Source organism: Azospirillum sp. A29 (assembly GCF_042604625.1).
GTDB lineage: Bacteria > Pseudomonadota > Alphaproteobacteria > Azospirillales > Azospirillaceae > Azospirillum > Azospirillum palustre.
Map to the genome: position 1 here is coordinate 317,749 of NZ_CP170460.1, position 26,969 is coordinate 344,717.

Below are 26,969 nucleotides of genomic sequence, written 5' to 3' on the forward strand. Positions count from 1 at the left end.
CGGCCCTCTCACCGGAACAGGATGCGGGCGGCGCCCGCGGTCCAGCCGATGGTGCTTTCCGCCGGCAGGGTATGGGGGGCCGACATCCAGCGGGCCACGGCGTCGATGTGCAGAGGATCGCTCAGCGTCGGGGTATGGCCGACATCCGGCACATGCAGGACGCTCAACCCCGGCTTGCCCATCATCCGGGCAATGGTCGCCTCCTGCAGGGCGTCGCTCATCATGCCGTGCACCAGCAGCACCGGGCAGTCGATGCGCTGCCAGTCGTCCCACTGGTCGTGGTCCTGGATGGCGCCGTCGCGGTAGCATTGCAGCGCCCGGATGTCGTGGCGGTAAACCCGGCCGCCATTTTCCTCCGACCAGCGGGTCTGGTGGAAACTGTTGTGCAGGAGAACGGTGTCGTCCACCGGCCCGTCGTTCTTCTGGGCCGCTCCGGTGCGGTGGAACAGCTGGGCCGGATGGCGGAAGACATAGTGGCGGGCGACGGACTCGGCGCGGCGCCGCCGCCGCTCGGTCGGGATGAAGGGGCCGATGTCGTTCAGGATGAGGCGTTCCACCAGATCCGGAGCCTCCGCCGCCACCCGCATCGCCACGCTGCCGCCGAGCGAGGAGCCTAGCAGGGTGACCGGGCCCAACTGCTTGTGGCGGATCAGGGCCAGCACCTGGGCGACGGTTCCGTCGAAGCTGTAGTCCGACTGGTCGGCCAGCCAGCCGCTGCGGCCGCGGCCGGCCCAATCGAGGCACAGCACATTGTAGCGGTGCGACAGGGCGCGGGCGACATAGTCGAAGCGCCGGGCCGAATTCGCGATGCCCCCCAGGCACAGCAGCGCCGGATTCTGCGGACTGCCCCATTCCGTGTAGGCGAGGCGGATGGTGTAGTCGGTGCGCAGCCGCTCCACCGTGCCGAGTTGCAGTGCCGCGCTGTGGGTATAGTCGAAATGGCGCAGGCGATGGCCGGCACCGATCAGCGGCTCGACCACCCGCATGATGGTTTCATAGTTCTTCCAGGTCATCTCCTCGACGGATCCGATCCCGAGCGCCTCCAGGGTGACGCGCAGGGTCTCCATCGCGCCGTCGTGGCGGCCATGGACAGGAAGGGTTTCCCCGGCGAAGGAGGGGCAAGGCATCGTCAGAACAGGCTCCACGAGCATCTGGTCAGGCATGGGCGTCGAAGCCTCCGTGATCGATGGGTGTGGGGGCGATGGACATAAGGCTGTCGGGGTTTGCGACATCGACGGATGACGTACGGGGCTGATAGCGGGGGCGGGGGGCGAGGGAATTCATCGGACGGCCTCTTCCGCTGCCGGCGAGGCGGACGGAACCAGCAGGAAGACGACGCAGAAGGCCGTGCCGCACAGCATGCCGAGCGCGCCGAGAGCCACCAACGCAGCCTGCATTCCGAAGCGGTCGGCAAGCGCCGCAGCCAGCAACGGACCGATCACCGAACCGCCGCGCTCCAGCAGGCGGTAGACCGCGAAGACGCTGGAATCGCCCATGCGGGCACAGTCCGCGCGGCAGATCTCGGGGACCAGGGCCAGTTGGGTGGCGTTGTTGAGAGCATGGGCGACGCCGAGAGCGGCGATGCCGATCAGGATTCCCGCGACGCCCTGTTCCTGCAGGATCGCGAGCGTGCCGGCCCCGCCGATCAGCCCGCCCAGCCCGGCGAACAGGGCATGGCGGCCGGTGCGGTCGGCGACCTTCGACACCCATGGGCCGAGCAGGACGATGATCAGCCCATAGGTCATCATCAGGCGGCCGATCCCGGCCGGCGTCTCACCGGCCGCATGCAGGGACACCGGGACGAGATAGAACAGGTATCCGGTCAGCATCAGCTTCGTCGGCACCGACGAGAACAGCAGCAATGCCAGGAAGCGGGGATTGGCAAGCAGTGCGGTCGCATCGCCCATGCGGAAGGGGCGGCGTTGCACCCGCTCCGTCCGGTCGGCCGGAAGAAGCGTCACCGCCGCCGCGGCCGCCAGCGCCAGCAGCGCCGAAACCGCGAAGGTGGCGCGATAGCCGAACTGATCGGCGAGAATGCCGCCCAGCGGCGCGCCGCACAGGCCGGCGACGATCACCGCGGCGACGAATTGCGCCATGCCGCGCGCGCGCCGGTCCGCCGGGGTGTGGCGGGCGACGAAGCCCTGCGCGCCGATGAACATCACCGCATAGCCGAGCGCGCAGGCCCCGCGCCACAACAGAAGCTCCGCCATCGACCCGGCCGTCGCCGTTCCGATGAATCCCGCCACCGCCGGCAGGGTGCTGAGCAGCAGCGTGCGGCGGCTGCCGAACCGGTCGGCCCAATGGCCGGCGAAGGGCGTGAAGACGGCGACCAGAGCCATGAACAGCCCGATTGGCAGCCCCATCATCACGGTCTCGGACAGGCCGGGAACCGGGGTGTAGAGTTCGCGGGCATAGAGCGGCAGGAAGGACCGCGACAGTTCCTCCGCCAGCATGAACAGGAACAGGGCGGCCCGCATGCGGCCCACCGCCGATACCGGCTCCGCCTCCCCGCGGCCTGGGCGGGCGGCGAGCAGGAGCAGCCCTTCGAACACCAGAAGAAGGCAGACGACCAGCAGCACGGCAGCGTCATAGAAGAAGCCGCGCACCGCCTCGGCCGGCAACAGACCCGCGAGCCCCGGCAAAGTCATGGCACAGAAGGCAAGCATGGCCGCCGCCACCACCATCAGCCCCCGCAGGGGCGTGGCGCCGGCCAACCGTGGGAAAGAAGGCAGCAGCAAACCTGCTGACCACAGGATCGCCGGAATTGCAGCCGCCAGGATCGCCATATGGTTGCGTGCGGAATCGAGCGAAATCCGCATAGCAGAAAAGGGGGAATCCGCTGCATTAATTCCATAAAATTTTGCACAAATCAGACAAGAAAACAGTGCGATTCCAATCATCGTCAGAACTGGCAGAATCACGTGCGAGCGTGTGACTGATTTCGATTGCATTGTTAGCTCCAGACACACAACCGCTGCGCAGAAGTGTTTCGGAGGCTAAATCCTAACTCCAAAGAATTGGTAAATCGAAATTGCTTCGAAAATAAAAGCTCTGGATTCCGAACACCATACCTGGGTATGCTTTTTGTTTGAGATACGGATACTGTAAATATTCAGACAAATGCAAACACACGTCTCTTGATACATATTTCTGATAGGCTTTTTATGTGAATTTCAATGTTTTTTGGCGGTACAGGCAGCCGATGCCGAAAAATCCGCGACGCTGGGGAACGGAATACACACGCTGGTTGCAGTGCAGCAAAGGCTGAGCTTTGCTATTTCGAATTGGAATCGCTTTTTGATTTTCACATATAATGAGAGTGAGATTGCGAAAACGCACCCCGCTCCTTCGTTTTTTTTCGGAGAAAATCGAAAAAATTGCCGTCCATGGGAGGCGCGCCTCGCCCCTTCCAACGCTATGCCCCGAGGACGGGACCGCTCCGCGGCGCTTCGCCACATCGCAAATGCAAATGATTCGCATCATTGTCGGGTCTGCGGCCCTTGCCGCCGATGCGCACGTCCTTTCCGGCGTGCCGCCCACAGGTGCCACACCATGATTCCGCCGCTATCCGGCCCCGCTCACGCCACCTCTCCGTCTCCCGCCACCCACCCAGCACTTGGCCCAGCTCCCGGTCCCGCACCCGGCACCAATTCCGATCCCCCCGCCGGTGGCGATTGCTGCCGTCTCGGCGCGTTGCGCAAGGGCCAGCGCGCGGTTGTGACCGGTCTGGACGACTCCGCCGTCGTGACCCCGCTGCCGCCCGGCGAACTGGAACGCCGCATGATCGAGATGGGCCTGATCGAAGGTGCCCGCGTGGAAATCCTGCATGAGGGATTCCCCGGCGCCGATCCGCTTGCCGTGCGCATCAACGACCACACCCTGGCCCTGCGCCGGGCGGAGGCGCACGCCGTCCTGGTGACGCTCGGCTGAGCCATCACCTCCTCTTCCTGCGGGAAGGTTTCCGCGATGTCCGATACCGTTCTATCCACCCCGGCCTTCACCGGCATCCCGCCGCGCATCGCCCTGGTCGGCAATCCCAACTGCGGCAAGACCGCCCTGTTCAACGCCTTGACCGGCGCCCGCCAGAAAGTGGCGAACTATCCCGGCGTGACAGTCGAGCGCAAGATCGGCGAGTTCCTCAGCCCGGCCGGCACCCGCGTGCAGCTCGTCGACCTGCCCGGAACCTACAGCCTGCGCGCCCGCTCTCCCGACGAGGAGGTGACGCGCGACGTGGTGCTGGGCCGCTTCCAGCACGAGGCCCCGCCGGACGTGATGGTCTGCGTCGCCGACGCCGCCAACCTCCGCCTGCATCTGCGGCTGGTGCTCGAGCTGAAGAAGCTCGGCCGTCCGATCATCCTCGCGCTCAATATGATGGACGTGGCGGAGGCGCGGGGCTGCCGCGTCGATGCGGCGGCCCTGTCGGCGGCGCTGGGCGTGCCAGTGGTGCCGACAGTGGCAATCAAGCGCACCGGCGTGGCCGGACTGCTCGACCAGATCGACCGCAGCATGATCGCGATGGCCGCTGCCCTGGCCCCCTCCCCCGGCACCACCTCCTGCGGCTGGAGCGAACCCTCCGCCCTCGACCTGCGCGCCTATCATCAGGAGGTCGAAACCATCCTGGCCGCCGCATTGCGCGATGCAGGCCGGCCGTCGCTTGCCACCCGCCGCATCGACGCCGCCCTGCTACATCCGGCCATCGGCCTGCCCTTCCTGTTCCTGGTTCTGTTCCTGATGTTCCAGGCGGTGTTCGCCTGGGCCTCCGTGCCGATGGACATGATCGATAAGGGACTGGGCTGGATTCAGGCCGGCGCCGGAGCGGCCCTGCCCGACGGCCTGCTGAAAAGCCTGCTGACCGACGGCATCATCGCCGGCGTGGGCAGCGTGGTGATCTTCCTGCCGCAGATCCTGGTGTTGTTCTTCTTCATCCTGATGCTTGAATCCACCGGCTACATGGCGCGGGCGGCCTTCCTGCTCGACCGGCTGATGGGCGGGGTCGGGCTGCATGGCCGGGCCTTCATCCCGCTGCTGTCGAGCTTCGCCTGCGCCGTCCCCGGTATCATGGCGGCCCGCACCATCGAGAACCGCGCCGACCGGCTGGCCACGATCATGATCGCCCCGCTGATGACCTGCTCGGCCCGGCTGCCGGTCTATACGCTGATCATCGCCGCCTTCGTCCCCGACCGGACCGTGGCCGGCGGCATGATCGGGTTGCAGGGGCTGGTGATGTTCACCCTCTACGCCGCCGGCATCCTGTCGGCGCTGGCGGCAGCCTTCGTGTTGAAGCGAACGATCTTCAAGGGCGCCCGCGAACCGCTGCTGATGGAACTGCCGTCCTACCGGCTGCCCAGCCCGCGCGACATCCTGCTGGGGCTGCTGGAGCGGGCACGCATCTTCCTGGCCCGCGCCGGCACGGTGATCTTCGCCATCATGATCCTGCTGTGGTTCCTCGGCAGCTTCCCGGCGGCGCCCGACGGCGCGACCGGACCGGCCATCGACTACAGCTTCGCCGGGATGCTCGGCCATGCGCTGGCCCCGCTTCTCGCCCCCATCGGTTTCACCTGGCAGATCGCCATCGCCCTGGTGCCGGGCATGGCGGCACGCGAGGTGGCGGTGGCGGCACTCGGCACCGTCTATGCCCTGAGCGAGACGGGCGACGCACTCTCGGGCTCGCTGGCCGGCGTGCTGGCGGCAGACTGGAGCCTGCCGACGGCACTGTCGCTGCTGGCATGGTTCGTGTTCGCCCCGCAATGCGTCTCCACCCTGTCGGTGGTGAAGCGGGAAACCAACAGCTGGGTCTGGATGCTGGTGATGATCGTCTACATGACGGCGCTCGCCTATGGCGCCGCCTTCGTCACCTTCCACCTGTCCAGCGCCCTGCTGGGAGGGTGAGCCATGATGGAAAGCCTAATCGTTGGCCTGATCGTCGTCGCCGCCTTCGCCTGGGTGGCCTGGACTATCCTGCTGCCCGCCCCCTTGCGCAACCGCCTGCGCCGTCTGGCGGGACGGCCGGTCCCCTCGCAGGCGGGCGGCTGCTCCGGCGGTTGCTGCGGCTGCGAGGCGGCGGGACCGAAACGCGGCAAGCGCTGCTGACGGTCCCGCCGCACCGTCACCAGCCGGTCGGACAGGACCGGCAGCCGGTCATCAGCGCGTCCTGGAAGATGGCGAAGCGCAGCTTGGCCCCGTCCATGTTCGCACCGGACAGGTTGGACAGGGCCATCTTCGCCTCCTGAAGGTTGGCCCCTTCCAGGCTGGCGCCGGCAAGATTGATCTTGTCGGCGCGGATCGCCTCCAGATTGGCGGCGGTCAGGTCGCTGCCGGTGAAGTCTGCACCGGTGGCACGGGCGAATTCCAGATTGGCACCCCGCAACCGCGCACCGGACAGGCGCGCTCCCTGGAGAAAGGCGGTGCGCAGATCGGCGCCGTCCAGAATCGCGCCGGTCAGGTCGGCGCCGCGCAGGTCCGCCTTGCGCAGGTCGGCCCGCATCAGGTTGGCCCCATGCAGATCGGCCCCGGCCAGCGACAGCCCGCGCAGATTGCGATGCCGCAGATCCAGGTTGGGGCAGACGATGCGGGGCCCGAGCGTGCATCCGTTGACGACGCTCGCCCGCTCCTCCTCGCCGCCGCCGACCGGCTGTCCGGCCTCCTCTACGGCCGCCGGAATCGCCGCCGTCTCCATTTCCGCCGCCAGGACGGCGGGGACCGGCGCGGCAAGGCAGACGGCCAGGGCGTTCAGGGCCAGGATCCGGCAGAGTTTTCTCGGCAGCGCGGCCTTGCTGTGCGACGTCATGATGATGCCTCCGATGAAAAGGACCGGGGCGGCAACCGCCCCGGCGCTCCATGCTCCGGTTTCGCGGAGCCGGTCACTTGTTGCTGGAGACCTTCACGTCGGCCAGCTTGAACACCCAAAAGGAACCGCCCTGGGTCACGCGGGTGGTCAGGTCGGCCAGATCGCCGCCCCACAGCGGCACCGCGCCGCCATAGCCGGTGGTGATGCCGACATATTGCACCCCGTCCTGCTCCCAGGTGATCGGGGAGGAGACGATTCCCGACCCGGTCTGGAAATGCCACAGCTCCTGGCCGCTCTTGGCGTCGAAGGCCTTGACGAAGCCGTCGCCGGTGCCGGTGAAGACCAGATTACCGGCGGTCGCCAGCGTGCCGGCCCACAGCGGCAGCTCCTCCTTATGCTCCCAGACGATCTTGCCGGTCTTCGGATCCAGCGCCCGCAGGCTGCCGACATGATCGTCGAACATCTTGTGGATGCGGAACCCCATGCCGAGATAGGCCGATCCGGGGTTGTAGCCGACATGCTCGGTCCAGTAATCCTCCTTCCAATGGTTGGCGGCGATGTAGAACAGCTTGGTGTCCTCGCTGTAGGACATCGGGTTCCAGTTCTTGCCGCCCAGGAACGGCGGCGACACCTCGACCGGCTTGCCGCGCTTCTCGCCTTCGGGCGGCAGCGGCGGGCGCTGGCCCTCATTCTCGATCGGACGGCCGGTCTTCAGGTCGATGCCCTTGGCCCAGGTGATGCCGTCGACGAAGGGATAGGCCGCCAGCACGCTGTTGGGCTTGTTCGCCTCGCCGCCGGCCGTCGCCAGCTTGGTGCGGTCGGTGACGTAGAAGAAGCCGTTGCGGTCGGCATGCGCCGTCGCCTTCACCGTCTTGCCCGACGCGTCGGTATAGTCGAACAGCACCAGTTCGTTGTTGCCGGAGAAGTCCCAGGTGTCGTTCGGCGTGTGCTGGTAGAAGCCCTTCAGCTCGCCGGTGGTCGGATCGACATAGGCCTGGCCGGAGGTGTAGAGGCTGTCGCCCGGCCAGCGGGCCCAGCCGTTCCAGGGCGCCGGGTTGCCGGTGCCGATGACGATGGTGTTGGTCTCCACGTCGAAGGTAGCGCTCTGCCAGGGCGCGCCGCCGCCATGGTTCCACGCCTCCACCAGATTGCCGTCCTTGTCGCGCGGCCAGGAGGGGGCCTTGTCGCTGCCGGTCGGCGTGCTGTCCTTGCCGTTCAGCCGGCCCATATGGCCCTCGACCAGCGGACGCATCCAGATCTCGTCGCCGGTGTCGGGATCGCGGGCGAACAGCCGCCCGACCACGCCGAACTCGTCGCCCGAAGACCCGTGGATCAGCAGAACCTTGCCGGTCTTCTGGTCCTTCACGATGGTCGGCGCGCCGGTCATGGTGTAGCCGACCTTGTGATCGGCGAATTTCTTCTTCCAGACGACCTTGCCGGTATCCTTGTTCAGCGCGACGACGGAGGCGTCGAGCGTGCCGAAGAAGACCTTGTCGCCATAGATCGCGGCACCGCGGTTGACCACGTCGCAGCAGGGCCGGATGTCGTCGGGCAGCCGATGGGAATAGCTCCACAGCCGCTTGCCGGTCTTGGCGTCCAGCGCGAACATCCGCGAGTAGGAGCCGGTGACGTAGATCACCCCGTCATGGACCAGCGCCTGGGTTTCCTGCCCGCGCTGCTTCTCGTCGCCGAAGGAGAAGGACCAGGCGGGGACCAGACGCGACACGCTTTCGGTGTTGATCTGCTTCAGGGTGCTGAAACGCTTGCCTTCCACCCCCATCCCGTACATCAGCACGTCGCCGGGATTCTTCGCATCGTTGGCGATGGCATCCCAGGTGACGTCGGACGCCAGCGCCGGACCGGCAGGCGCCGTAGCCAGGAACAGCGCGGCGGCCACGGCCGCGATCCCGGCCAGACAGGCCCCGCGGAAGCGGTGTTGCGGCTTGCCGCCGGTGACGGCCGCTATCGTGCTGTAGGACGAAAGTGTCATGCGTTTCCCCCGATGATTGGCCGCGAAGCGGCAGTTGCGAACACGGCCTTGCGAAGCCGTGCCGGCGATGGCGTCACGCCGGCTCGATCCCGTTCCTGCGGGCGGCGGGAGGCGATGCCGCCCCCGGTAGCGGGATGAGGCGAGCGTGACGATATCGCGCCAGAAAGCCGTTGCTTCCTGAATGGCAGGACCCTTTTCAGGCCGGTCTGTGCATCCCGCCCGGCACACAGCACCATGTCTTGCCGGCTCCAATAGTCTTCCGGTCGGGGCCATGGTTCCATTCGACAATCCGGGGAAGAATTTCTTGACCCGATCCCATGACGACATCCCGGATCGGCCGGGATTTTTTCCCGTCCGATGCCGTACACGGCCAGGATTGGCATCCACACTGTGGCCCGATTGTGCGAAGGGCGGATGGCGACTGAACCGGTGGATGGGTTAGCATTCCGTCGATGGTCGTATTTCGGAGTGGGCGTCGGTGTCGCTGAGGATGCGCATCCTGGCCCTGATCGGGCTTTTCCTTCTGCTGATGGCAACCGCCGGCGGGGCGGTGATGGTCGCGAATGCCCGCGATGCCGTCCGCGCGGAAATGGCCTCCGCCCTCGAACTCGGCGGCGCGCTCAGTCTCGCGGTGGCCGAGCGCGGTGACCTCCCCGGCGGCATCGCCATGCTGAACGGGCTGGGGCTGCGCCACCTGCGCTTCATCGGGGCCGACGGCCTGCCGAGGCCGGAGCCGGCCGAACGGCGCGCACCGGACTGGTTCGCCGCGCTGATCGGCGTGGATTTGCAGGAACGGCAGCTGGCGGCGGGCAAGCTGCGCATCGTTGCCGAGCCCTGGGACGAGATCGCCGAGGTCTGGGAGGACATGACCGATCTCGCCGCCGCGACGCTGACGGTCGGCCTGCTGCTGATGGGGGGCGCCTATCTGGCGGTCGGACGTGCCCTGGTCCCGCTGGCGCGGCTGGAAGCCGGGGTGGAAAGGCTGCGCGCCGGCAATTACGCCTTTTCCTTCGATGGCCGCGGCGTTCCCGAACTCGACCGGCTGGGGACCGGAATCGCCGCGCTGGCCCATGGGCTGGCAGCGGCGGAGGCGGAGAACCGGCGGGCCGGCCAGCGCATCGTCGCGGCGCAGGATGCCGAAAGGCGGGAGATCGCCCGCGAAATCCACGACGAACTCGGCGCCGCCCTCTTCGCGATCAAGGTGGATGCCGGCCGCATCCTGCGCCTGCGGGAAGGTCGAAGCGACGGAGACGCCTTCAGCGAAGCGGCCGAACGCGCCGGCAAGATCCTGGACACCGCGGCGGAGGTCCACCGGCTGAGCCGCCGGCTCCTGGCCCGCCTGCGCCCCGCCCTGCTGGACCAGTTGCCGCTGAGCGAGGCGCTGGCCGAGTTGGCCGGCGACTGGATGCGGCGTCAGCCCGACGTCGCCCTCACCCTTGCCATCGAGCCGGCCGCAACGGTGGCGGAGTTGGATGGCTCCGACGACGTGCTGCGGCTGACCGTCTACCGGCTGGTGCAGGAATCGTTGCTCAACGCCTTTCGCCATGCCAAACCGTCGGCGGTCGCCGTCAACCTCCGGGTCGATCCCGAGGCGGTGGAGATCGTCGTCGCCGATGACGGACCCGGCCTGCCGGACAGCGACGAACCGGCAAGGAACGGCTTCGGGATTTCCGGCATGGCGGAACGGGTGCACACTCTAGGCGGCAGCCTGTCGATCGGAACTGCGGGCGGCGGCGGCACCCGTGTGTCAGCCCGCCTGCCCCGGCCCGGCCTGTCGCCCGCCTCGCCGGCTGCATTGGAGCGCATGGCGTGACCCGCACCATTCTTCTGGTCGACGACCATCCCATCGTCCGGGCCGGCTGCCAGCGCCTGCTGGCCGAAGCGGCGCTCGGCCACGTGGTGGAGGCGGAGGATGTCGGCAGCGCGTTGGAGCTGTGGCGGTCCGAACGGCCGGACGTCGTCGTTCTCGACCTCAATATTCCTGGCGACGGCGGCGGCATGGCCGTGCTGCGCACCATCCGCGAGGAAAGCCCGGCGGTGCCCGTCCTGATTTTCAGCATGCACGAGGATCCGGCCATCGCCGCCCGCGCGCTGAAGGCTGGCGCACGCGGCTATGTCACCAAGAACGATGCGCCGGACAGCCTGGCCTCCGCCATCGGCACGGTGCTGGCCGGCCGTATCCATCTGGACAGTGGGCTCGCCCGCGATCTGGCGCTGATGAGCCTGTCGCCGCCGTCCGATCCGCTGGCCGCCCTGACCCAGCGGGAGCGGGAAATCCTGGCTCTGGTCGGACGCGGGATGACCGCGGCGGCCATCGCGGAGCGGCTGGGAATCAGCCAGAAGACGGTGGCCAACAGCTGCACCCAGATCAAGGACAAGCTGGGCGCCGACAGTGCCCGCGCCCTGATCCGCATCGCCATCGACAACGGTCTCGCCGACTGAACGGCGTCAGCCGCCCTGGGCCAGCGCGCGGCGGAAGGCGTCCAGCGTCTCGGCGCTGACATGGTGTTCGATGCCTTCGGCGTCGATGCGCGCCGTGTCGGCGCTGACGCCAAGGGAGCGGAGGAAGGCCACGACCGTCCGGTGCCGCTCCCGGCTTTCCTCGGCGATCCGCCGGCCGGCATCGGTCAGGAACACTGCCCGGTAAGGCTTGCGATAGACCAGCCCGTCGGCCGCAAGCCGGTCCAGCATGCGGGCGACGGTGGGCTGCGCCACCCCCAGCCTTGCGGCGATGTCGACCTGCCGGGCCTCCTGCCCGCTTTCGATCAGGTCGGCGATCAGCTCCACGTAATCCTCGGCCAGGGCGGTCCGCTGGGCCTCCCGCGTCTTGCGGAAGCCCTCGGCATGAAGTTCGGCATCGGGAAGGTCCGCATCGCTGTCAGTCACGCCCCACCCGCCCGGAAAAATGTTCGGATGCTGAAAGTATAGCACCTTGCATACTCGTTGTCCCGGTACATACTTGATTGATACCAGTTCGCATCTTGGCCGGGAGTCACGCCGATGTCGGAAGCCGAAGCCGCCGTGCCGCCCCACCGGGCCTGGAGATATTCCAGCCCGGACGGGGAAGTCCGGCCGAGCCTGCCGGAGGTCCATGCCTCCGTCGCGGTGCCGCAGGGTGGCCTGTGGCTGCGCCGGCTGCTGGCCTTCGCCGGGCCGGGCTATATGGTGTCGGTCGGCTACATGGACCCCGGCAACTGGGCGACCGACCTCGCCGGCGGGTCGCAGTTCGGCTACACGCTGCTGTCGGTCATCATGCTGTCGAACCTGATGGCGATCCTGCTGCAATCGCTGTCGGCCCGGCTGGGCATCGTCACCGGGCGCGATCTCGCGCAGGCCTGCCGCGATCATTACCCGCGCCCGGTCAACCTGATGCTGTGGGTGGCGTGCGAGGCGGCGATCATCGCCTGCGACCTTGCCGAGGTCATCGGCACCGCCATCGCGCTGAACCTGCTGTTCGGGATTCCGCTGATCGGCGGCGCGTTGATAACCGCGCTCGACGCCTTTCTGGTGCTTCTGCTGATGCAACGGGGCTTCCGCTATCTGGAGGCCTTCGTGGTGGCCCTGCTGACGGTGATCGCCGGCTGCTTCCTGGTGCAGATCATCGCGGCAGCCCCGCCGGTTGCCGCCGTGCTGCATGGCTTCGTGCCAACGACCCAGGTGGTGACCAATCCCGGCATGCTCTATGTCGCCATCGGCATCCTGGGGGCGACGGTGATGCCGCACAATCTCTACCTCCACTCTTCCATCGTGCAGACACGGGCATATCCGCGCACGGACGAGGGGCGGCGCGACGCCATCACCTGGGCCACCGTCGACAGCACCATCGCGCTGATGCTGGCCCTGTTCGTCAACGCGGCGATCCTGATCTTGGCGGCCAGCGTCTTCCACGGCAGCGGCCATACCGAGGTGGCGGAGATCGGCGAAGCGTTCGAACTGCTGTCGCCCCTGCTCGGGCTGGGCATCGCGTCCACCCTGTTCGCGGTGGCGCTGCTGGCGTCGGGCCTCAATTCCACCGTCACGGCGACACTGGCCGGGCAGATCGTCATGGAAGGGTTCCTGCGGCTGCGGCTGCCGCACTGGATGCGCCGGCTGCTGACCCGCAGCCTCGCCATCATCCCGGTGGTGGTGGTGACCGCGCTCTACGGCGAAAGCGGCACGGCCCAGCTTCTGGTGTTCAGCCAAGTCGTGCTGTCGATGCAGCTCCCCTTCGCGGTCATCCCGCTGGTCCGCTTCGTCACCGACCGCGGCAAGATGGGCCGCTTCGTCGTGCCCGGCTGGGTCGCCGGGATGTCCTGGGCCGTCGCCGGCCTGATCGTCGTGTTGAACCTCAAACTGTTGTACGACACCGTTCTGGGCTGAGCGCTGTTGTGCATCGGGCGGGACGCTTTATGTGAAAGACTGTCCCAAACGGTTGCGCATCGCCGCGGAGGATCGGACATGACCATCGGCCGTCAGCGAATGATATGGGCTTGGCGCGGCGGGCTTCTTGCCGCGGCCACCCTGCTGTCCGCCTCCTGCGCCAACCCGCAGGCCGAACTGGCGCTGCGAGCGCCCGAGGCGATGGTCGGGATGAACAAGGGCAGCCTGCTGTCCTGCGCCGGCGTGCCGGAACGCTCCGCCGTCAACGGCGATGCGGAGTATCTGGTCTACACCCGCCGGCAGACCCTGGTCGACCGCGACGTGGATTGGGAACCCAGCCCCTGGCTCGGCCCGCGCGGACCGCTGCTGTGGCAACCCGACGTGACGACCTGGTCACGGACCTACAGTTGCGAAGCGACCTTCGAACTGCATGGCGGCCGGGTCACCGCGGTGCGCTACAACGACAGGCGCGATCCCACGCTGTGCTACCAGATCGTCGGAAATTGCATGCGCTAGGCGCCGGCCGGTCGGGCTATCTGGCGGCCTCTCGGCATCCCGGCAACGACCGGGGGCCGCCGAGCCAAAGATAAAGGAGTCGACATGCAAGGCAATACAACGTCATGGCTGCGCCGGGCCGGACTGGCCGGCGGAATTGCGCTGGCCCTCTTCGCGGCCCAGATTGCCGAATCCGCGGCCGAGACCGTGAAGCTCGGCGTCATGGGCGGTGCGGAGGAGGAGATCGCCGAGGTGGCGAAGACTGTGGCGGCCGGCAAGGGTCTGACCGTCGAACTGATCACCTTCTCCGACTACAACATCCCCAACGCGGCGCTGGATGCCGGCGACCTCGACGCCAACGCCTTCCAGCACAAGCCTTATCTGGACGCCCAGATCGCCGCCCGCGGCTATAAGATCGTGCCCATCGGCTTCACCATCGTCGAGCCGATGGGGCTCTATTCCCGCAAGATCAAATCCGTCGGCGACCTGAAGCCCGGCTCCAGCATCGGCATTCCGAACGACCCCAGCAACGGCGGCCGCGCGCTCAACCTGCTGGCGGCCAACGGCCTGATCAAGCTGGCGCCCGGCAAGGGCCTGTCGCCGAGCATCCTCGACATCGCCGAGAATCCGAAGGCGCTCAAGCTGGTGGAACTGGAGGCGGCGCAGCTGCCGCGCGCCTTGGAAGACTTCGACGCGGCGATCATCAACACCGACTATGCGGTGAATTCCGGCCTGACCCCGTCGAAGGACGCGCTGATCCAGGAGCCGCGCGAAGGCAACCCCTACGGCAACTTCATTGCCGCGCGGGAAAAGGACAAGGACCGCCCCGTCCTGAAGACGCTGGTCGACTCCTTCCAGTCCAAGGAGGTCCGCGACTTCCTGGAGACCCGGTTCAAGGGCGCGATCCTGCCGGCTTGGTGACCGATGCCCTGCCGCCTCCCCACCTTTGCGGGTGGGAGGCGGCAGAAGCCCCGATCAGGCGGTCGGGCGATCAGGCGGCCGGAAGCGGCGAGGCCTGGCGGGCAAGCAACTTCCAGGCTCCGTCGACCTTCTTCCAGACCTGCAACACCTTGATGTGGGCGGTGTTGGTCTTGCCGTCCGGCAGGTTGTTGACCGAATCGAAGGTGTGGCGGGCGACCGCGATATCGCCGACCACGTGGATCGCATGGTCGCTGAGGTCCAGCGCCTTGAAGGCGTTCTTGCCATCGAGGCTGCTGATGAAAGCGGCCTTGTCCTCCAGCCGGCTGTTCGAATGGCCGTAGGTCAACTGGTCCATCGTCATCGCCCGCAGCGTGGCACCGTCGCCCGCCAGCATGGCGTCGCGAAGCGCATTCACCGCCTTCGTCACCGCTTGCTGGTCGTCATCGGCGGCAAACGCACCGCCCAGTGGTGCTATGGCGGCGGGCATCGCCAGCCCGGCGGCAGCGGCGGCAAGCAGAGTGCGGCGCGAGCGGATGTGGCCGGATTTGAACGCAGTCTTCTTGAGCATGGTGACCCTCCCATTCGATTACAGTCACGCCCACCCGGAACGTCGGCGGGCTCGCAATGTAATATACTAGTATCCACGTCAGTGCCACAAACCGTTGGGGTGTGCGCCGGTTCGCCGCAGAGGAACGGATTGGCCTTGCCATGGATTTCCGGTTGGCATGCCCCCATCCGCATGGGTTATGTGACTTTCCGGAGATCATCTTGTGATTGGCTGCGCCGGACCGGGCAGGCGGCTATGCTCCCGGCCGCGGAGACGGATTTGAGAGCGGGGGAGAGGGGCATGACGACCAGACGGCGAAAGCTGCCGCGCAAGCGCAAGGGCCGGCAGGCGACCGCGGTTCGCGGGTCGGCGGGGGAGCCGGTCAACACCGGGCGGCCGTCCCAGGGTGGTTTGACGACGGCCATCCGGGGGACCGCGGCGACCGCGGGCATGGCGGCCAAGGGCCGCGGCCGGGTGCGCTATGTGCCCACGCCGGATGCCGCTGCCGGCCGCTTCCTCAGCCCGGAACAGCAATTTCTGCTGAAGAAGCGGCGCGAGGCCGAACAGCGCGAGGCGAAGGACCGGCGCACCGCCTTCGCCATCATCCTGGTGCTGGTGCTTCTGGCGGCGGGTGCAGTCGCCGGTCTGGTCTGGCTCTGGCGGTCGTCAGCCCTCTGACATCGCCGCGCTCAATGCGTCGCCCCGGCCAGCGCCGCGGCGTAGCGTTCGGCCAGCAGCGGGCTGGCGGCGGCACAGGCCTCCGCCACGAGGCGGGAGCCCTGGACATAGGCGTCGGCCCGCTCGACGCTCCAGGACAGCGGGCGTTCGACCGCCAGCGCCTGCAGGATGGAGATCTGCTCGGCAAGCTTGATGCGCTTGGCCCCTTCGGGCGCGGCGGCGAGGCGGGCGGCCTGGATCGCCTTGCGCTCGGCAATCGCCTTGCCGACATCCTCCGGTGCATCGCTGACCGCGGCGACGAGGTCGGCGACCTCCTGCCCGAACCGCCGGGCCAGATCGGCGACATTGGTCAGCCCATCCTCCACCGCGTCGTGCAGCCAAGCCGCGGCGATCTCGGCGGGCGTGCCGCCGGCCTGCGCCACGAGTTCCGCCGTCTCCGACAAATGGGTGACGAAGGGTGTGCGCGCCCGGTCGGGCCGATAGGTGCCGTCATGCAGTTCCGCCGCATAGCGCAGCGCCGCGATGACCACTTCCTTGTCCATAGACATGTGCTCTCCTCCGCGCCGCGGGCGGGCGGCGAAGGCCATGGCCCGTCCCGGCGGCGACAGTCCGCAAGGATGCCCGGTCGGGCGGCGCCCGCAGTGAAGGCGCGGTGGCGACCGATCCCGAATGTTCGCAACCGGGTAGGGAGATGGTCCGCCCTCGTGCGGCCGAAGTCCAGGCCCTCGGCCGGCGGCACATCGCCGCGGCCTGACCTCCAGGGTTAGCGGAACAAGGCGGAAACCGCCTTGGCCCGTTGCACGCGCATCCTCGGCAGCCAGCCTCAGCCCCGCCGCTGCTCCAGCGCCTTGACGGCGAGGCACAGGATCTCGAACAGCATCTGCGCACCGGCCTGGGCAGTGGTTGTGTTGGCGTCATACTGTGGTGCCACCTCCACCACGTCGCCACCGATGACGTCGAGCCCGGCCAGCCCACGCAGAAGCTCGATGGCCTCGCGCGTGCTCAGCCCGCCGACCTCCGGCGTGCCGGTGCCCGGCGCGAACACCGGGTCGAGGCAGTCCACATCGAACGAGACATAGACCGGCCCGTCGCCGACCACCCGGCGGGCCTGCTCGATCACGGCAGGAATGCCACGCTGCGCCACCTCCTCGGCATGGATCACCGTCATGCCGGATTCGTAGGAGAACTCCCAGAGGAACTCGGTGCTGCCGCGGATACCGATCTGCACCGTGCGCTCCGGGTCGAGCACGCCGTCCAGCACCGCCTGGCGGAAGGGGCCGCCATGGTGGAACTTGGACCCTTCGTAGGGGCCGCCGGTGTCGCAATGGGCATCGAAATGGATCATGCCGACCGGCCGGTCCCGTCCCACCGCCTTTAGGATCGACTGGCTGATCGAATGGTCGCCGCCCACCGACAGCGGGATCACCCCGGCATCCATCACCTTGTTGTAGAAGCTCTCGATGTCGTGATGGCAGGCCTCTAGGTTGAAGCGGCTGGACAGCGGCACATCGCCGACATCGGCCATCCGGCAGGCCGCCGACGGCACCATTTTCAGCACATATTCGTAAGGACCGATCCGCTCGATGGTCCGCACCGCCCGCGGACCGAAGCGGGCGCCGGCGCGGTTGGTCACCCCCAGATCCATCGGCACGCCGATCAGCGCAACCTCCAGCCCGCCGAAATCGGGCAGTTCGGGCGCATCCGGACGGTATGGCGCATCGAGCAGGGTGGAGACCCCGGCGAAGGGCTGGGTCCGCCGTCCTCCGGCGGAAAATTGCAGGGCGGCGACACGCTGGAACTCGGGAGAGTGGATGTCGGCGCCGCCGCTGCCGCTGTATTTCTCGCGCAGACGGTTGAGCTTGTCTGGATCGATCATTTTGGAAAGTCTCCTGTCGGAAGGTCGGTCGGGCCGGTCGGTCGGGCCGATCAGTCGGCTTTGATCCAGGCGCCAAGCAGACGCGGCAGGTCGCCGAAGCGGGCGATCAGCCCGAAGATGGCCGCGGTCAGCAGCACGAACAGCACGGTGACGGCGGCCATGGTCGGCGTGTAGCCATAGCGCAGGGCGTTGAAGATCTTGATCGGCAGCGTTTCCAGCGTGAAGCCGGCGACCATGTAGGCGACGATGTATTCGTTGAGCGACAGCACGAAGGCGAAGGCGAAGCCCGAAATCATGTAGGGCCGCACCAGCGGCATCACCACCGTCCGCAGCACGGTGCGGTCGTCGGCTCCCATGGTCGAGGCGGCCTCGACAAAGCTGCGGTCCACCGCGCCGAAGCCCAGCGACAGCGTGACCAGCGGCAGGGTAACGAAGAAGACGGCGTGGCTGACCACCACGGTCCACGGCTCGCCATACTGCCCGAAGGTGGACCAGAAGCTGAGGAACCCCAGCGCGGTGATGACCGGCGGCAGGATAAAGGGAGCCATGCCCAGCACCTCGAACGCCCGCGCCCAGGGCGCCCGCCAGCGCCAGATGAACCACGCCAGCGGAAAGGCGATGGCGACCGCCAGCGCTGCCGACGACGCCGCCACCACGAGGCTGGCGATCAGCGCCCCGCGCCAGCCAGGATCGGTGAAGATTTCGGCATACCATGCCAGCGACAGGCCCTTGGGCGGGAAGTCGAGCGAGCGTTTGGCGTTGAGCGACACCCCCGCCACCACCAGGATCGGCGCCGCCAGGACGAGGCCGATCAGACCGGCCATCAGGCTGTTGAGCCAGCGCAGCATCACGCCTCCTCCTTGCGTCCGAACAGCAGGGACAGCCCGACCAGCGCCAGACTGACCAGCACCAGAAAGACCGCCATTGCTGCCGCGAACGGCATGTTGGACTGGTAGATCGCCTGATCGGTGATCAGCACCGATAGGGTCCAGTGCTGCGGCCGTCCCAGAAGCTGCGGCAGCAGGTAGCTGCCGAGCGCGAAGACGAAGGCCATGATCAGGGTTGCGACGATGGTGTTGCGCTGGGCCGGCACCACCACGGTGAAGAAGGCCTTGAGCGGTGATGCCCCCAGCGTCCGCGACGCCTCCACCAGCGCCGGGTCGAGCCGGGCCAGCGCCGGATAGAGCACCAGCACGGTGTAGGGGAAGGCCTGATAGACCATGCCCGCCAGCAGCGCGCCGAAGCTGGGCGATAGCGATTGCGGCTCCGCCATCAGCCCCACCGCCACCAGCAGGTTGGTGATGCCGGCGGTGCGCGACAGCAGGGTCGACCAAGCAAAACCGATGATCACCTCCGACAGCGACAGGATCGACAGCAGGAAGACCAGCCAGCGCACCTGTGCCGCCCGCGGCAGCCGCGCCAGCCGGTAGGTGAAGGGGAAACCGATGCCGACCGCCACCACCGCCACCAGCGCCGCCAGCTCCAGCGAGAAGGACAGGACCCCACCGAAGAAGGCGCTGAGGAAGCGCTCGTAATTGGCCAGCACGAGATCAGGCTCGTAGAAGCCGCTGGGGATCCGGCGGGCGACGCTGACCGCGATCATCAGGCCGAAGGGAATTACGAAGAAGACGACCAGCATCAGCGCCGGAAACAGGATCGGCGCGTGCTCGCCCAGGCTGCGGGGGGCGCGGCGGATCATGACGCCCTCCCCTCCGGCGGCAGGACGACGCAGGCCTCGGCCGGAATCTCGACGATGACGGCGGCGCCCGGTTCGACCGCCGGGCGGTCCTGCGGCCGGGTCAGCGCCACGATCTCCCGCCCGGCGACATCGATACGGAATTCGACGCTGGCGCCGAGATCGCGGACGAAGGACAGGGTCCCGGCCAGCCGGTTGGCAGCATCCCCCTGCCCGCCGGGTGCAGCCGCCGGATGCAGCAGCACCTCCTCCGGCCTGACCGACAGCAGGGCGCGGCCATGCGGCGGCAGTCCGGCCAGGACCAGTTCGCCCCCCGGCACGCTGGCGCGGCCGGGGGCCGTCACCTCGCCTTCCAGCAGGTTGGTCATGCCGATGAAGTCGGCGACGAAGGCGTCGGCGGGCCGGCGGTAGACCTCCATCGGCGGGGCGGCCTGACGGATCCGCCCTTCCGACATCACCACCACCAGATCGGCCATGGTCATCGCCTCCCGCTGGTCGTGGGTGACGACGATGGTGGTGATGCCCAGCCGGCGTTGAAGCTGCTTCAGTTCGATCTGCATCGCCTCGCGCAGCTTGGCGTCGAGCGCCGACAGCGGCTCGTCGAGCAGGAACAGCTTCGGCTCCAGCGCCAGGGCGCGGGCAATGGCGACGCGCTGGCGCTGGCCGCCCGACAGCCGCGACACCGGCCGGTCGGCCATGCCGGGCAGGCGCACCAGTTCCAGCAGGCTGTCCGCTTTGCGGCGGCGCTCATCGGCGGGAACGCCGCGGATGCGCAGGGGATAGGCGATGTTCTCCCCGGCGCTGAGATGAGGGAACAGGGCCAGCGACTGGAACACCATGCCGAAATCCCGCTTGTGGGCCGGGGTCGCGGTGATGTCGCGGTCGTCGATCAGCAGTTGGCCGCCGGAGGGTTCCTCCAGCCCGGCGATCATCCGCAGAAGCGTGGTCTTGCCGCAGCCGGAGGGCCCCAGCAGGCAGACGAACTGACCGTGCGGGATGCGCAGGCTCGCCCCGTGCACCGCGGTGAAGCTGCCGTAACGCTTGGTGAGACCGTCGAGAACGAGGGCGGACATGGGCGGGCCTTCGGATCGTTCGGAAAGGACGGAGCCCTTCCCCCGGCCTTTTGGATTTCCGTGCGATTCACGCTTCAGACGAGTCCGTCTGAAGCGACCGCACTCGGGGGAGAAGGGTGCTCGCGGATCAGCCCACGATCATTTCCGTCCATTTCTGGTTCAGCCAGTCGGCCTTCGACACATAGAGGTCATAGCGCGGAACGATGGGCGCCAGATCGGAGGAGACCGCGGCGAACTCCTTGTCGGTCAGGTCGGTGGCCGACCGGTCGATGGTCGGCGAGGTGCCGACTTTGCGCGACAGCAGCGCCTGGATTTGCGGCTGGCACATGTAGTCGATGAAAACGTGGGCCAGATCGCCGGCTTTGGACGCCTTGGACACCGCCCAGCTGCCGGAATCGAGGATGCCGCCCTCCTTGGGGAAGGTCGAGCGCACCGGATGGCCATCGGCGGCGGCAAGGCCGGTGACGTCGTGGTAATATTGCCCCATCGGCACTTCGCCCGACTTCAGCGCCGCCTCGAACTGCGCCTCGTCGCGATACCAGAGCTTCACATTGTTCTTCAGCTCGGCCAGCTTCTTGAAGCACTCCAACTGGCCCTGCTCGCTGTCGAGATGCTTGGGGCCGCCGAAGAAGGTGGCGGCAGTCACGTCCAGCAGGAAGGAATTGGAGACCAGCGCCAGCAGGCCGAGCTTGTCCTTGTTGGCCGGGTCCCACAGCGCCGCCCAGCTTTCCGGAGCCTGGGGGTAGCTCTTGGTGTTGGTCACCAGGGTGATGTACCAGGACACCGCGCCGATGCCGGAAAGCCGGCCGTCGGGATACTTGTTCATCAGTGCCGGCTTGACCTTGGCGGCGTTCGGCAGCCTGGCGGGGTCGAGCGGAGCCCACAGCTCGGCGGCCATGCCCTTCAGCATCGCCACCTGGGACATCATCGACACGTCGGCCGGAGCCTGCTTCGCACGGGCCGCCTGCTCAAGCTGGATCAGCCACGCCTCGCCCGTCGGTTCGGCCACCGCCTCCACCGCGATGCCGGTCGCCTTGGTGAAGTCCGGGAAGATGTGCTTGTCGAAGCTGTCCTTGAAATAGCCGCCATACACCCCGACCTTCAGCGACTTCGATTGGGCCCGGACGATGGAGGGAAACCCCACCACCCCCACCGCCGCAGCTGCGCCCGCCCCCGCCAGCACCGCCCGCCTGCCCAATCCCCTGCCCAGTCCCGCGCCGATCGTCATAGCGTGTCTCCCTCTCGTCGTTGGTCAGCCCCGATGGAAGTGCATGACGGAAGTAGACGGCGACTTTGCGTTCCCACACATCCGGAATTTTTTGTATCTTACTTCGACAGGAGCCGAAGTAAGTCCGGCCCAGACCCCATCCAGGCCGGAGGACTTCCGACACCATGAGCCGGATGACCATCGAGACCGCCGATCTGCGGCTCTTTCGCCTGTTCATGACGGTGGTCGAGGCCGGCGGCTTTACTGCGGCGCAAGGCGAACTGAACCTGTCGCTTTCCACCATCTCCACCCATTTCGCCGAACTGGAAGGGCGGCTTGGGGTGCGGCTGTGCCGGCGCGGCCGCTCCGGCTTCAAGCTGACGGAGGAGGGGCAGGCGGTCTATGACGAGCTGCGGCGGGTGTTCGACACACTGGACCGGTTTGGCGCCCGCGTGCGGGGGCTGCGTGACCGCCTGACCGGAACCCTCAGCATCGGGCTGGTGGACAACACGCTGACCGACGCCAATTTCCCGCTGGAGCGCGTGATCACCCGCTTCGCCGACGCCGCCCCCGAGGTCAACCTCGCGATCGCCACCCGACCGCCCAACGAACTGCTGCGCGACGTGGTCGGCGGCGAGCTGCACCTCGCCATCGCCAGCTTTCCGCGGATCGTGCCCGGCCTCTCCTACATCGACCTCTATACGGAGACCAACCTGTTCTATTGCGGGGCCGGCCATCCGCTGTTCGACCGTCCGGACGACATGGTCGATCTGGACGAGGTGCGCCGTCACCGGCTGGTCGCCCGCAGCTATTGGGGGGCGCGCGACATCAAGATCTTCGCCATCAGCGCCCCGCATGCGACCGTCGGCGACATGGAAGGTGCCGCCCGGCTGATCCTGTCCGGCCGCTATCTCGGCTATCTGCCCGACCATTATGCCGCCCCCTTCGTCCAGTCCGGACGGCTGCGCGCCCTGCTGCCACGGGTGCTGTCCTACCACTCGCCCTTCCAGATCGCCGTCCACAGCGACCGCGCCAGGACGCCGGTGGTCGATCTGTTCATGACCCTGACGCGGGAGGAGATCGCCAGCCGCTGATTGGCCGCCGCCGATGCCCCTTCAGATCTGCTCACCATGGTGGGATTTGGTATACCATTGATTTGGAACGGTTGAGGATGCCCGCGCATCCGGCCCTTCACCGCAAAAAGCCAACATCGGGGAGTCGACGGAGACCATGCGCAACTTCGAAGAACCGGGCCGGTCGCTCGCCATGGGGCGCAACGGCATGGCCGCCACCTCGCACCCGGCGGCAACCCTGACGGCGGTCGAAATCCTCAAGGCCGGCGGCACGGCAATCGATGCCGCGGTCGCGGCCTGCGCAGTCCAGAGCGTGGTCGAAGCCGGTTCGACCGGGATCGGCGGCGACTGCTTCGCCATGATCGCTCCACACGGCGGGACCGACATCCGCACCTACAACGGCTCCGGCCGCACCCCGGCGGCGATGACGCTGGAGCGCCTGCGGGCGGCGGGCGTCACCGCCATCGACCGCCACTCCCCCCACGCGGTCACGGTGCCGGGCGCGGTGGATGCCTGGGCGCGGCTGGTCGCCGACCATGGCCGCCTGCCCCTGAGCGAGATCTTCGCCCCGGCAATCGCCATGGCGCGCGAGGGCTACGCCATCACCCCGCGGGTATCGCACGACCTCGCCCAGCAGACCGATCTGCTTCGCCGGAACCCGGCGGCCGCCGCCACCTTCCTGGTGGATGGAGAGGCCCCCGCCGCCGGCACCGTCCAGACCCAGCCGCTGCTGGCCGACACGCTGGAGGCCATCGGGCGCGAAGGGCCGGACGCCTTCTACCGCGGTGCCGTCGCCGACGACATGGTGGAGACCCTGCGGGCGGCGGGCGGCTTCCACAGCCTGGAGGATTTCGCCGAGGTCAGGGGCGAGTATGTGACGCCGATCCGGACCGACTATCGCGGCCGCACAATCCATGAATGCCCGCCGAACGGACAGGGCATCATCGCCTTGATGATCCTGAACATCCTCAAGCGCTTCCGCCCCACCGGCGATCCGCTCGACGCCGACGGCCTGCATGTGGAGATCGAGGCGACGCGGCTCGCCTATGCCGCGCGCGACGCCTTCCTGGCCGATCCCGCGCAGAGCGGACCGTCGATGGTGGAGCATCTGCTGTCCGATGCGCTGGCCGACGAACTGGCCGCCCGCATCGACACCGCCCGCGCGCTGGAGATCGGCAGAGTGTTCGACGCTGTCGAGCACAAGGACACCGTCTACATCGCCGTGGTCGACAAGCAGCGCACCGCCATCAGCTTCATCAGCTCGATCTTCCATCCCTATGGCAGCGGGCTGATGACGCCGCGCTCTGGCGTGCTGTTCCACAACCGGGGCCAGAGCTTCTCCATGGTCGACGGGCATCCCAACATGGTGGCGCCGCGCAAGCGGCCGATGCACACGATCATTCCCGGCATGGTCAGCGAAAACGGGCGCGTCAGCCTGACCTTCGGCGTCATGGGCGGGCATTACCAGGCGATGGGCCATGCCCATTTCCTGTCCAAGCTGTTCGACCATGGGCTGGACGTTCAGAGCGCCATCGACCTGCCACGTCTGTTCCCCCTGCCCGGCACACTCACCGTGGAAGCGGAGACGACAATCCGCAGCAGGGCGGGGGCCGAGCTGACCCGCCGGGGCTTCACCGTGACGGCTCCCACCGGGGCCATCGGCGGCGCCCAGGCCATCGCCATCGACTGGGAGCGCGGCACCCTGCTGGGCGGCTCCGACCACCGGAAGGACGGGTGCGCGCTGGGCTACTGACGGTTCATCGACGGCGATACCGTGCAAAGGACCATGGTCGCCACACCATGGTCCTTCGACTACGAAGCAATGTCGATTGACAGGTCCGTCGTTGCGGCTCACATTGTCAACAATCGACTGTCTACGGCGAGGGCGCATGTCCGACGGAGCGAAGGGCAAGGCTGCGGGATCGGTCCTGGCACGCGTGCCGAAAGCGACCTTCCGCGCCCACATCGCGGACGGGTTGCGGGCCGCGATCCTGAACGGCGACATCGAGCCCGGCGCACAGCTTGTCGAAACCGTGCTCGCCGACCAGTTCGGGGTCAGCCGCGGCCCCTTGCGCGAAGCCATGCGGCAGCTGATCGACGAAGGGCTGCTGATCGCCGTGCCCTACACCGGCACCCACGTCGTCGGCCTGTCGGTCGATGACGTGCGCGAGATCTATTCGATGCGTGTCACCCTGGAGATCTTCGCCTTCGAGCAGATATGGGCGCGCCGGGACCAATCCTTCCGCCAGGGCCTCGTCGCCCGGCGCGATGCGCTCACCGCCTGCATCGACGCCGAGGACGATGCCGCCAGCATCGTCGCTGAGCTGCAACTGCACGGCTTCGTCTATGAGGCGACCGGGCACAAGCTGCTGATCCGGACCTGGGACAGCATCCGTGGACGCTTGCAGCTCTATTGGGCGGCGCACCACCGGGCGCACGGCATCCGCGGTCCGCGCCGCGACGGCCATGACCGCTATGTGGAGATGGCGCTCTCCGACGATTTCGAGGCACTGAAGTCCGAGATCACCGACCACATGGCCCGTGGCGGCCGGCAGACCGAAGAGTTCCTGCGGGGCCGCGACAACCGCGCTGTCCAGGGTCCCTGACCGACCGCCGCCGACCGGACCGACAAAAAGACGACGACCAGACAGAGGAGGCTTTGAGATGACCATCGACCAGGGAAAAATCGGCCGCAGGACCCTGCTCGGCCTTGCTGCCGGTGCCGCAGCTGGCGCTGCCGTCGGACTGTCGGCTCTGCCGGCGCTCGCGGCCTCGCCCTCCACGCTCGACAGGGTCAAGGAGAGCAAGCGCCTGCGCATCGGCGTGACCTCGGCCGAGCCCTGGTTCTTCAAGGATCCGATGACCGAGACCTGGACCGGCGTCGGCGTGGCGATGGGGCAGCGGCTGGCCGCCAGCCTCGGCGCCACCCTGGTTCCGGTGGAAACGACCTGGGCCAACGCGGTGGGCGCGCTCCAGGCCGACCAGATCGACCTGATGTTCGTCCTTGACCCGACCGAGGAGCGGCGCAAGGCCATCGACTTCCCCGATGCCCCGCTGTTCTACTATGCCATGGGCGCGCTGGTGGCCGGCGATTCCACCATCAAGAGCTGGTCGGACATCGACAAGCCGGGCCTGCGCATCGGCGTGACGCTCGGCACCTCGCTGGACAAGAACGTGACGGCGATGGTGAAGCAGGCGGCGATCAACCGCTTCTCCAACAATGACGAGACCATCGCCGCCTTCGCCGCCAAGCGCATCGACGTCGCCGTCCAGTTCCACCCGGCGCTCGTCGTCCAGCAGACCCGCCTGCGGCTGGGCAAGGTCATCCTGCCCGAACCGGTGGAGCCGGTGGCCACCAGCGTCGGCCTGCGCAAGGAGGAGAACCCGGCCTTCCGCTACTGGCTGGATGGACAGCTGAAGACGCTCTATGCCGACGGCGTCCCCGACCAGCTGTTCGCCGGCTATCTGAAGTCGAAGAACGTCGATGCCTCGAAGATTCCGGGTCTGATCAAGGAAGCCTGGCACTGACAGCCCGAGGCCATTGGAAATTACACCCTCTCCCGCCCCGGGAGAGGGCAATACCGAGGACGCCGCATGAGCTACCAATGGGATTTCTCGCCGGTCCTGACGAGATGGCCGCTGCTGCTCGACGGTCTGCTCAACACGGTGAAGATCGCCGCAATCGCCATCGTCTTCGGTGTCCTCGTCGGGCTGGTCCTGGCTCTGCTGCGGCTGTCGCCGCGCCGGGCTCTGCGTCTGCCGGCGGCGGTCTTCGTCGAGTTCTACCGGAACACGCCGCCCATCGTGCATTTCTTCTGGTTCTTCTATGCCCTGCCGGTGGTGCTGAACATCAGCCTCGATCCGCTGGTCGCTGCCGTGCTCGCCCTGTCCACCCAGTCCGGCGCCTTCTATGCCGAGGTGTTCCGCGGTGGCATCCGCTCCATCGAGCGCGGCCAGTGGGAAGGAGCCAAGGCACTGGGCATGACCCACACGCAGCTGATGCGGCGCATCGTGGTGCCGCAGGCGGCGACGCGCATGGTCGCCCCATTCGTCGAGCGCTCCTTCGAATTGATCAAGACCACGGCGCTCGCCTCCACGCTTGCCTATGGGGAGCTGCTCTATCAGGCGATGATGGTGAACAGCGAAACCTTCCGGCCGCTGGAAGTCTACACCGCCGTCGCCCTGCTCTATCTCGTGCTGCTGGTCTCGTGCAGCGCGCTGGCCCGGGTCGCCGAAGCGCGGCTGACCGCCTACCGCTGAGGAGACG

At 67.5% G+C, this 26,969-nt stretch carries 27 protein-coding genes; 15 read left to right on the forward strand and 12 right to left on the reverse strand.

The features are described from left to right. Nucleotides 1-8: 8 nt before the first annotated feature. Both ABNQ38_RS01350 and ABNQ38_RS01355 read right to left on the reverse strand, forming a co-directional pair. Complete coding sequence (locus ABNQ38_RS01350; RefSeq protein WP_377805306.1) at nt 9-1,163, reverse strand: alpha/beta fold hydrolase; 1,155 nt, start codon at nt 1,161-1,163, stop codon at nt 9-11. Between the two features lie 117 nt (nt 1,164-1,280). Continuing rightward, nucleotides 1,281-2,666, reverse strand: coding sequence for an MFS transporter (locus tag ABNQ38_RS01355; protein ID WP_377805307.1), 1,386 nt, complete (start codon nt 2,664-2,666; stop codon nt 1,281-1,283). Here ABNQ38_RS01355 and ABNQ38_RS01360 point away from each other — a divergent pair. The 4 genes from ABNQ38_RS01360 to ABNQ38_RS01375 all read left to right on the forward strand — a co-directional run bounded on the left by ABNQ38_RS01360 (nt 2,665) and on the right by ABNQ38_RS01375 (nt 6,090). Continuing rightward, nucleotides 2,665-2,856 carry a hypothetical protein gene (locus ABNQ38_RS01360; protein ID WP_377805308.1) on the forward strand — a complete coding sequence of 64 codons (192 nt, stop codon included), beginning with the start codon at nt 2,665-2,667 and terminating at the stop codon, nt 2,854-2,856. The two genes, ABNQ38_RS01355 and ABNQ38_RS01360, sit on opposite strands and share 2 nt — an antisense overlap. Nucleotides 2,857-3,552: 696 nt before the next feature. Then, nucleotides 3,553-3,930, forward strand: coding sequence for a ferrous iron transport protein A (locus ABNQ38_RS01365; RefSeq protein ID WP_377805309.1), 378 nt, complete (start codon nt 3,553-3,555; stop codon nt 3,928-3,930). Nucleotides 3,931-3,966: 36 nt separating this feature from the next. Beyond that, nucleotides 3,967-5,889 carry a ferrous iron transporter B gene (locus tag ABNQ38_RS01370; RefSeq protein ID WP_377805310.1) on the forward strand — a complete coding sequence of 641 codons (1,923 nt, stop codon included), beginning with the start codon at nt 3,967-3,969 and terminating at the stop codon, nt 5,887-5,889. Nucleotides 5,890-5,892: 3 nt separating this feature from the next. Beyond that, entirely contained in the window at nt 5,893-6,090 is a 198-nt protein-coding gene (locus ABNQ38_RS01375; RefSeq protein ID WP_377805311.1) for a hypothetical protein, read from the forward strand. Between the two features lie 16 nt (nt 6,091-6,106). On the opposite strand, the gene ABNQ38_RS01380 is transcribed toward ABNQ38_RS01375, so the two are convergent. Further along, the gene (locus tag ABNQ38_RS01380) at nt 6,107-6,787 is read right to left on the reverse strand and encodes a pentapeptide repeat-containing protein (RefSeq protein WP_377805312.1); all 681 of its coding nucleotides are present in this window, start codon (nt 6,785-6,787) and stop codon (nt 6,107-6,109) included. 73 nt (nt 6,788-6,860) lie between these two features. Next, entirely contained in the window at nt 6,861-8,777 is a 1,917-nt protein-coding gene (locus ABNQ38_RS01385) for a methanol/ethanol family PQQ-dependent dehydrogenase (protein WP_377805313.1), read from the reverse strand. 478 nt (nt 8,778-9,255) lie between these two features. Here ABNQ38_RS01385 and ABNQ38_RS01390 point away from each other — a divergent pair, with 478 nt between their 5' ends. Continuing rightward, nucleotides 9,256-10,590 carry an ATP-binding protein gene (locus tag ABNQ38_RS01390; protein WP_377805315.1) on the forward strand — a complete coding sequence of 445 codons (1,335 nt, stop codon included), beginning with the start codon at nt 9,256-9,258 and terminating at the stop codon, nt 10,588-10,590. Then, on the forward strand, nt 10,587-11,219 hold the full coding sequence (locus ABNQ38_RS01395; RefSeq protein WP_377805316.1) for a response regulator: 633 nt from the start codon (nt 10,587-10,589) through the stop codon (nt 11,217-11,219). The genes ABNQ38_RS01390 and ABNQ38_RS01395 overlap by 4 nt, the downstream gene beginning before the upstream one ends. Nucleotides 11,220-11,225: 6 nt before the next feature. Here the strand turns inward: ABNQ38_RS01395 and mntR are convergent, their stop codons facing one another. Further along, on the reverse strand, nt 11,226-11,663 hold the full coding sequence (gene mntR, locus ABNQ38_RS01400; protein WP_109050890.1) for a manganese-binding transcriptional regulator MntR: 438 nt from the start codon (nt 11,661-11,663) through the stop codon (nt 11,226-11,228). A 114-nt stretch (nt 11,664-11,777) separates the two neighbouring features. On the opposite strand from mntR, the gene ABNQ38_RS01405 reads away from it, so the two are divergent. From ABNQ38_RS01405 to ABNQ38_RS01415, 3 genes are all read left to right on the forward strand, one after another. Next, the gene (locus tag ABNQ38_RS01405; RefSeq protein ID WP_377805317.1) at nt 11,778-13,136 is read left to right on the forward strand and encodes an Nramp family divalent metal transporter; all 1,359 of its coding nucleotides are present in this window, start codon (nt 11,778-11,780) and stop codon (nt 13,134-13,136) included. A gap of 78 nt (nt 13,137-13,214) precedes the next feature. Beyond that, nucleotides 13,215-13,652 (forward strand): hypothetical protein, encoded by a 438-nt coding sequence (locus ABNQ38_RS01410; RefSeq protein WP_377805319.1) that lies wholly within the window; start codon nt 13,215-13,217, stop codon nt 13,650-13,652. An 84-nt stretch (nt 13,653-13,736) separates the two neighbouring features. Beyond that, entirely contained in the window at nt 13,737-14,552 is an 816-nt protein-coding gene (locus ABNQ38_RS01415) for a MetQ/NlpA family ABC transporter substrate-binding protein (RefSeq protein ID WP_377805320.1), read from the forward strand. A 70-nt stretch (nt 14,553-14,622) separates the two neighbouring features. On the opposite strand, the gene ABNQ38_RS01420 is transcribed toward ABNQ38_RS01415, so the two are convergent. Then, a complete protein-coding gene (locus ABNQ38_RS01420) occupies nt 14,623-15,120 on the reverse strand; it encodes a nuclear transport factor 2 family protein (RefSeq protein WP_377805321.1) in 498 nt (165 codons plus the stop codon). Between the two features lie 279 nt (nt 15,121-15,399). On the opposite strand from ABNQ38_RS01420, the gene ABNQ38_RS01425 reads away from it, so the two are divergent. Next, complete coding sequence (locus tag ABNQ38_RS01425; RefSeq protein ID WP_109050894.1) at nt 15,400-15,777, forward strand: hypothetical protein; 378 nt, start codon at nt 15,400-15,402, stop codon at nt 15,775-15,777. An 11-nt stretch (nt 15,778-15,788) separates the two neighbouring features. Here ABNQ38_RS01425 and ABNQ38_RS01430 read toward each other — a convergent pair whose 3' ends face one another. The 6 genes from ABNQ38_RS01430 to ABNQ38_RS01455 all read right to left on the reverse strand — a co-directional run bounded on the left by ABNQ38_RS01430 (nt 15,789) and on the right by ABNQ38_RS01455 (nt 21,650). After that, a complete protein-coding gene (locus ABNQ38_RS01430; RefSeq protein ID WP_377805322.1) occupies nt 15,789-16,325 on the reverse strand; it encodes an HD domain-containing protein in 537 nt (178 codons plus the stop codon). Between the two features lie 275 nt (nt 16,326-16,600). After that, entirely contained in the window at nt 16,601-17,653 is a 1,053-nt protein-coding gene (gene speB / locus ABNQ38_RS01435; protein ID WP_377805323.1) for an agmatinase, read from the reverse strand. A gap of 50 nt (nt 17,654-17,703) precedes the next feature. Further along, nucleotides 17,704-18,501 (reverse strand): ABC transporter permease, encoded by a 798-nt coding sequence (locus tag ABNQ38_RS01440; protein ID WP_377805324.1) that lies wholly within the window; start codon nt 18,499-18,501, stop codon nt 17,704-17,706. After that, entirely contained in the window at nt 18,501-19,352 is an 852-nt protein-coding gene (locus tag ABNQ38_RS01445) for an ABC transporter permease (protein WP_377805325.1), read from the reverse strand. The genes ABNQ38_RS01440 and ABNQ38_RS01445 overlap by 1 nt, the downstream gene beginning before the upstream one ends. Continuing rightward, nucleotides 19,349-20,422, reverse strand: a complete 1,074-nt coding sequence (locus tag ABNQ38_RS01450) for an ABC transporter ATP-binding protein (RefSeq protein WP_377805326.1) — start codon at nt 20,420-20,422, stop codon at nt 19,349-19,351. Before ABNQ38_RS01450 ends, ABNQ38_RS01445 begins: the two co-directional genes overlap by 4 nt. Nucleotides 20,423-20,549: 127 nt before the next feature. Then, nucleotides 20,550-21,650 (reverse strand): PotD/PotF family extracellular solute-binding protein, encoded by a 1,101-nt coding sequence (locus ABNQ38_RS01455; protein WP_377805327.1) that lies wholly within the window; start codon nt 21,648-21,650, stop codon nt 20,550-20,552. A 164-nt stretch (nt 21,651-21,814) separates the two neighbouring features. Between ABNQ38_RS01455 and ABNQ38_RS01460 the strand changes: the two genes are divergently transcribed. From ABNQ38_RS01460 to ABNQ38_RS01480, 5 genes are all read left to right on the forward strand, one after another. After that, on the forward strand, nt 21,815-22,723 hold the full coding sequence (locus ABNQ38_RS01460; protein ID WP_377805328.1) for a LysR family transcriptional regulator: 909 nt from the start codon (nt 21,815-21,817) through the stop codon (nt 22,721-22,723). Nucleotides 22,724-22,859: 136 nt separating this feature from the next. Then, the gene (locus ABNQ38_RS01465; protein ID WP_377805329.1) at nt 22,860-24,455 is read left to right on the forward strand and encodes a gamma-glutamyltransferase family protein; all 1,596 of its coding nucleotides are present in this window, start codon (nt 22,860-22,862) and stop codon (nt 24,453-24,455) included. Nucleotides 24,456-24,591: 136 nt separating this feature from the next. Further along, the gene (locus ABNQ38_RS01470) at nt 24,592-25,308 is read left to right on the forward strand and encodes a GntR family transcriptional regulator (RefSeq protein WP_377805330.1); all 717 of its coding nucleotides are present in this window, start codon (nt 24,592-24,594) and stop codon (nt 25,306-25,308) included. Between the two features lie 58 nt (nt 25,309-25,366). After that, nucleotides 25,367-26,230 (forward strand): transporter substrate-binding domain-containing protein, encoded by an 864-nt coding sequence (locus tag ABNQ38_RS01475; protein WP_377805331.1) that lies wholly within the window; start codon nt 25,367-25,369, stop codon nt 26,228-26,230. A gap of 66 nt (nt 26,231-26,296) precedes the next feature. Beyond that, on the forward strand, nt 26,297-26,962 hold the full coding sequence (locus ABNQ38_RS01480) for an amino acid ABC transporter permease (RefSeq protein WP_377805332.1): 666 nt from the start codon (nt 26,297-26,299) through the stop codon (nt 26,960-26,962). Nucleotides 26,963-26,969 lie beyond the last annotated feature (7 nt).

Bases quoted from the DNA above. Each gene is read 5' to 3' on its own strand.
- ABNQ38_RS01440 (WP_377805324.1), bottom strand. From the start codon at position 18,501: ATGCTGCGCTGGCTCAACAGCCTGATGGCCGGTCTGATCGGCCTCGTC.
- ABNQ38_RS01470 (WP_377805330.1), top strand. From the start codon at position 24,592: ATGTCCGACGGAGCGAAGGGCAAGGCTGCGGGATCGGTCCTGGCACGC.
- ABNQ38_RS01375 (WP_377805311.1), top strand. From the start codon at position 5,893: ATGATGGAAAGCCTAATCGTTGGCCTGATCGTCGTCGCCGCCTTCGCC.
- ABNQ38_RS01350 (WP_377805306.1), bottom strand. From the start codon at position 1,163: ATGCCTGACCAGATGCTCGTGGAGCCTGTTCTGACGATGCCTTGCCCC.
- ABNQ38_RS01385 (WP_377805313.1), bottom strand. From the start codon at position 8,777: ATGACACTTTCGTCCTACAGCACGATAGCGGCCGTCACCGGCGGCAAG.
- ABNQ38_RS01360 (WP_377805308.1), top strand. From the start codon at position 2,665: ATGGCCGCCGCCACCACCATCAGCCCCCGCAGGGGCGTGGCGCCGGCC.
- ABNQ38_RS01460 (WP_377805328.1), top strand. From the start codon at position 21,815: ATGAGCCGGATGACCATCGAGACCGCCGATCTGCGGCTCTTTCGCCTG.
- ABNQ38_RS01445 (WP_377805325.1), bottom strand. From the start codon at position 19,352: ATGATCCGCCGCGCCCCCCGCAGCCTGGGCGAGCACGCGCCGATCCTG.
- ABNQ38_RS01355 (WP_377805307.1), bottom strand. From the start codon at position 2,666: ATGCTTGCCTTCTGTGCCATGACTTTGCCGGGGCTCGCGGGTCTGTTG.
- ABNQ38_RS01420 (WP_377805321.1), bottom strand. From the start codon at position 15,120: ATGCTCAAGAAGACTGCGTTCAAATCCGGCCACATCCGCTCGCGCCGC.
- ABNQ38_RS01365 (WP_377805309.1), top strand. From the start codon at position 3,553: ATGATTCCGCCGCTATCCGGCCCCGCTCACGCCACCTCTCCGTCTCCC.
- ABNQ38_RS01465 (WP_377805329.1), top strand. From the start codon at position 22,860: ATGCGCAACTTCGAAGAACCGGGCCGGTCGCTCGCCATGGGGCGCAAC.
- ABNQ38_RS01380 (WP_377805312.1), bottom strand. From the start codon at position 6,787: ATGACGTCGCACAGCAAGGCCGCGCTGCCGAGAAAACTCTGCCGGATC.
- ABNQ38_RS01410 (WP_377805319.1), top strand. From the start codon at position 13,215: ATGACCATCGGCCGTCAGCGAATGATATGGGCTTGGCGCGGCGGGCTT.
- ABNQ38_RS01450 (WP_377805326.1), bottom strand. From the start codon at position 20,422: ATGTCCGCCCTCGTTCTCGACGGTCTCACCAAGCGTTACGGCAGCTTC.
- ABNQ38_RS01455 (WP_377805327.1), bottom strand. From the start codon at position 21,650: ATGACGATCGGCGCGGGACTGGGCAGGGGATTGGGCAGGCGGGCGGTG.
- ABNQ38_RS01425 (WP_109050894.1), top strand. From the start codon at position 15,400: ATGACGACCAGACGGCGAAAGCTGCCGCGCAAGCGCAAGGGCCGGCAG.
- ABNQ38_RS01415 (WP_377805320.1), top strand. From the start codon at position 13,737: ATGCAAGGCAATACAACGTCATGGCTGCGCCGGGCCGGACTGGCCGGC.
- ABNQ38_RS01430 (WP_377805322.1), bottom strand. From the start codon at position 16,325: ATGTCTATGGACAAGGAAGTGGTCATCGCGGCGCTGCGCTATGCGGCG.
- ABNQ38_RS01480 (WP_377805332.1), top strand. From the start codon at position 26,297: ATGAGCTACCAATGGGATTTCTCGCCGGTCCTGACGAGATGGCCGCTG.
- ABNQ38_RS01370 (WP_377805310.1), top strand. From the start codon at position 3,967: ATGTCCGATACCGTTCTATCCACCCCGGCCTTCACCGGCATCCCGCCG.
- ABNQ38_RS01405 (WP_377805317.1), top strand. From the start codon at position 11,778: ATGTCGGAAGCCGAAGCCGCCGTGCCGCCCCACCGGGCCTGGAGATAT.
- ABNQ38_RS01475 (WP_377805331.1), top strand. From the start codon at position 25,367: ATGACCATCGACCAGGGAAAAATCGGCCGCAGGACCCTGCTCGGCCTT.
- speB (WP_377805323.1), bottom strand. From the start codon at position 17,653: ATGATCGATCCAGACAAGCTCAACCGTCTGCGCGAGAAATACAGCGGC.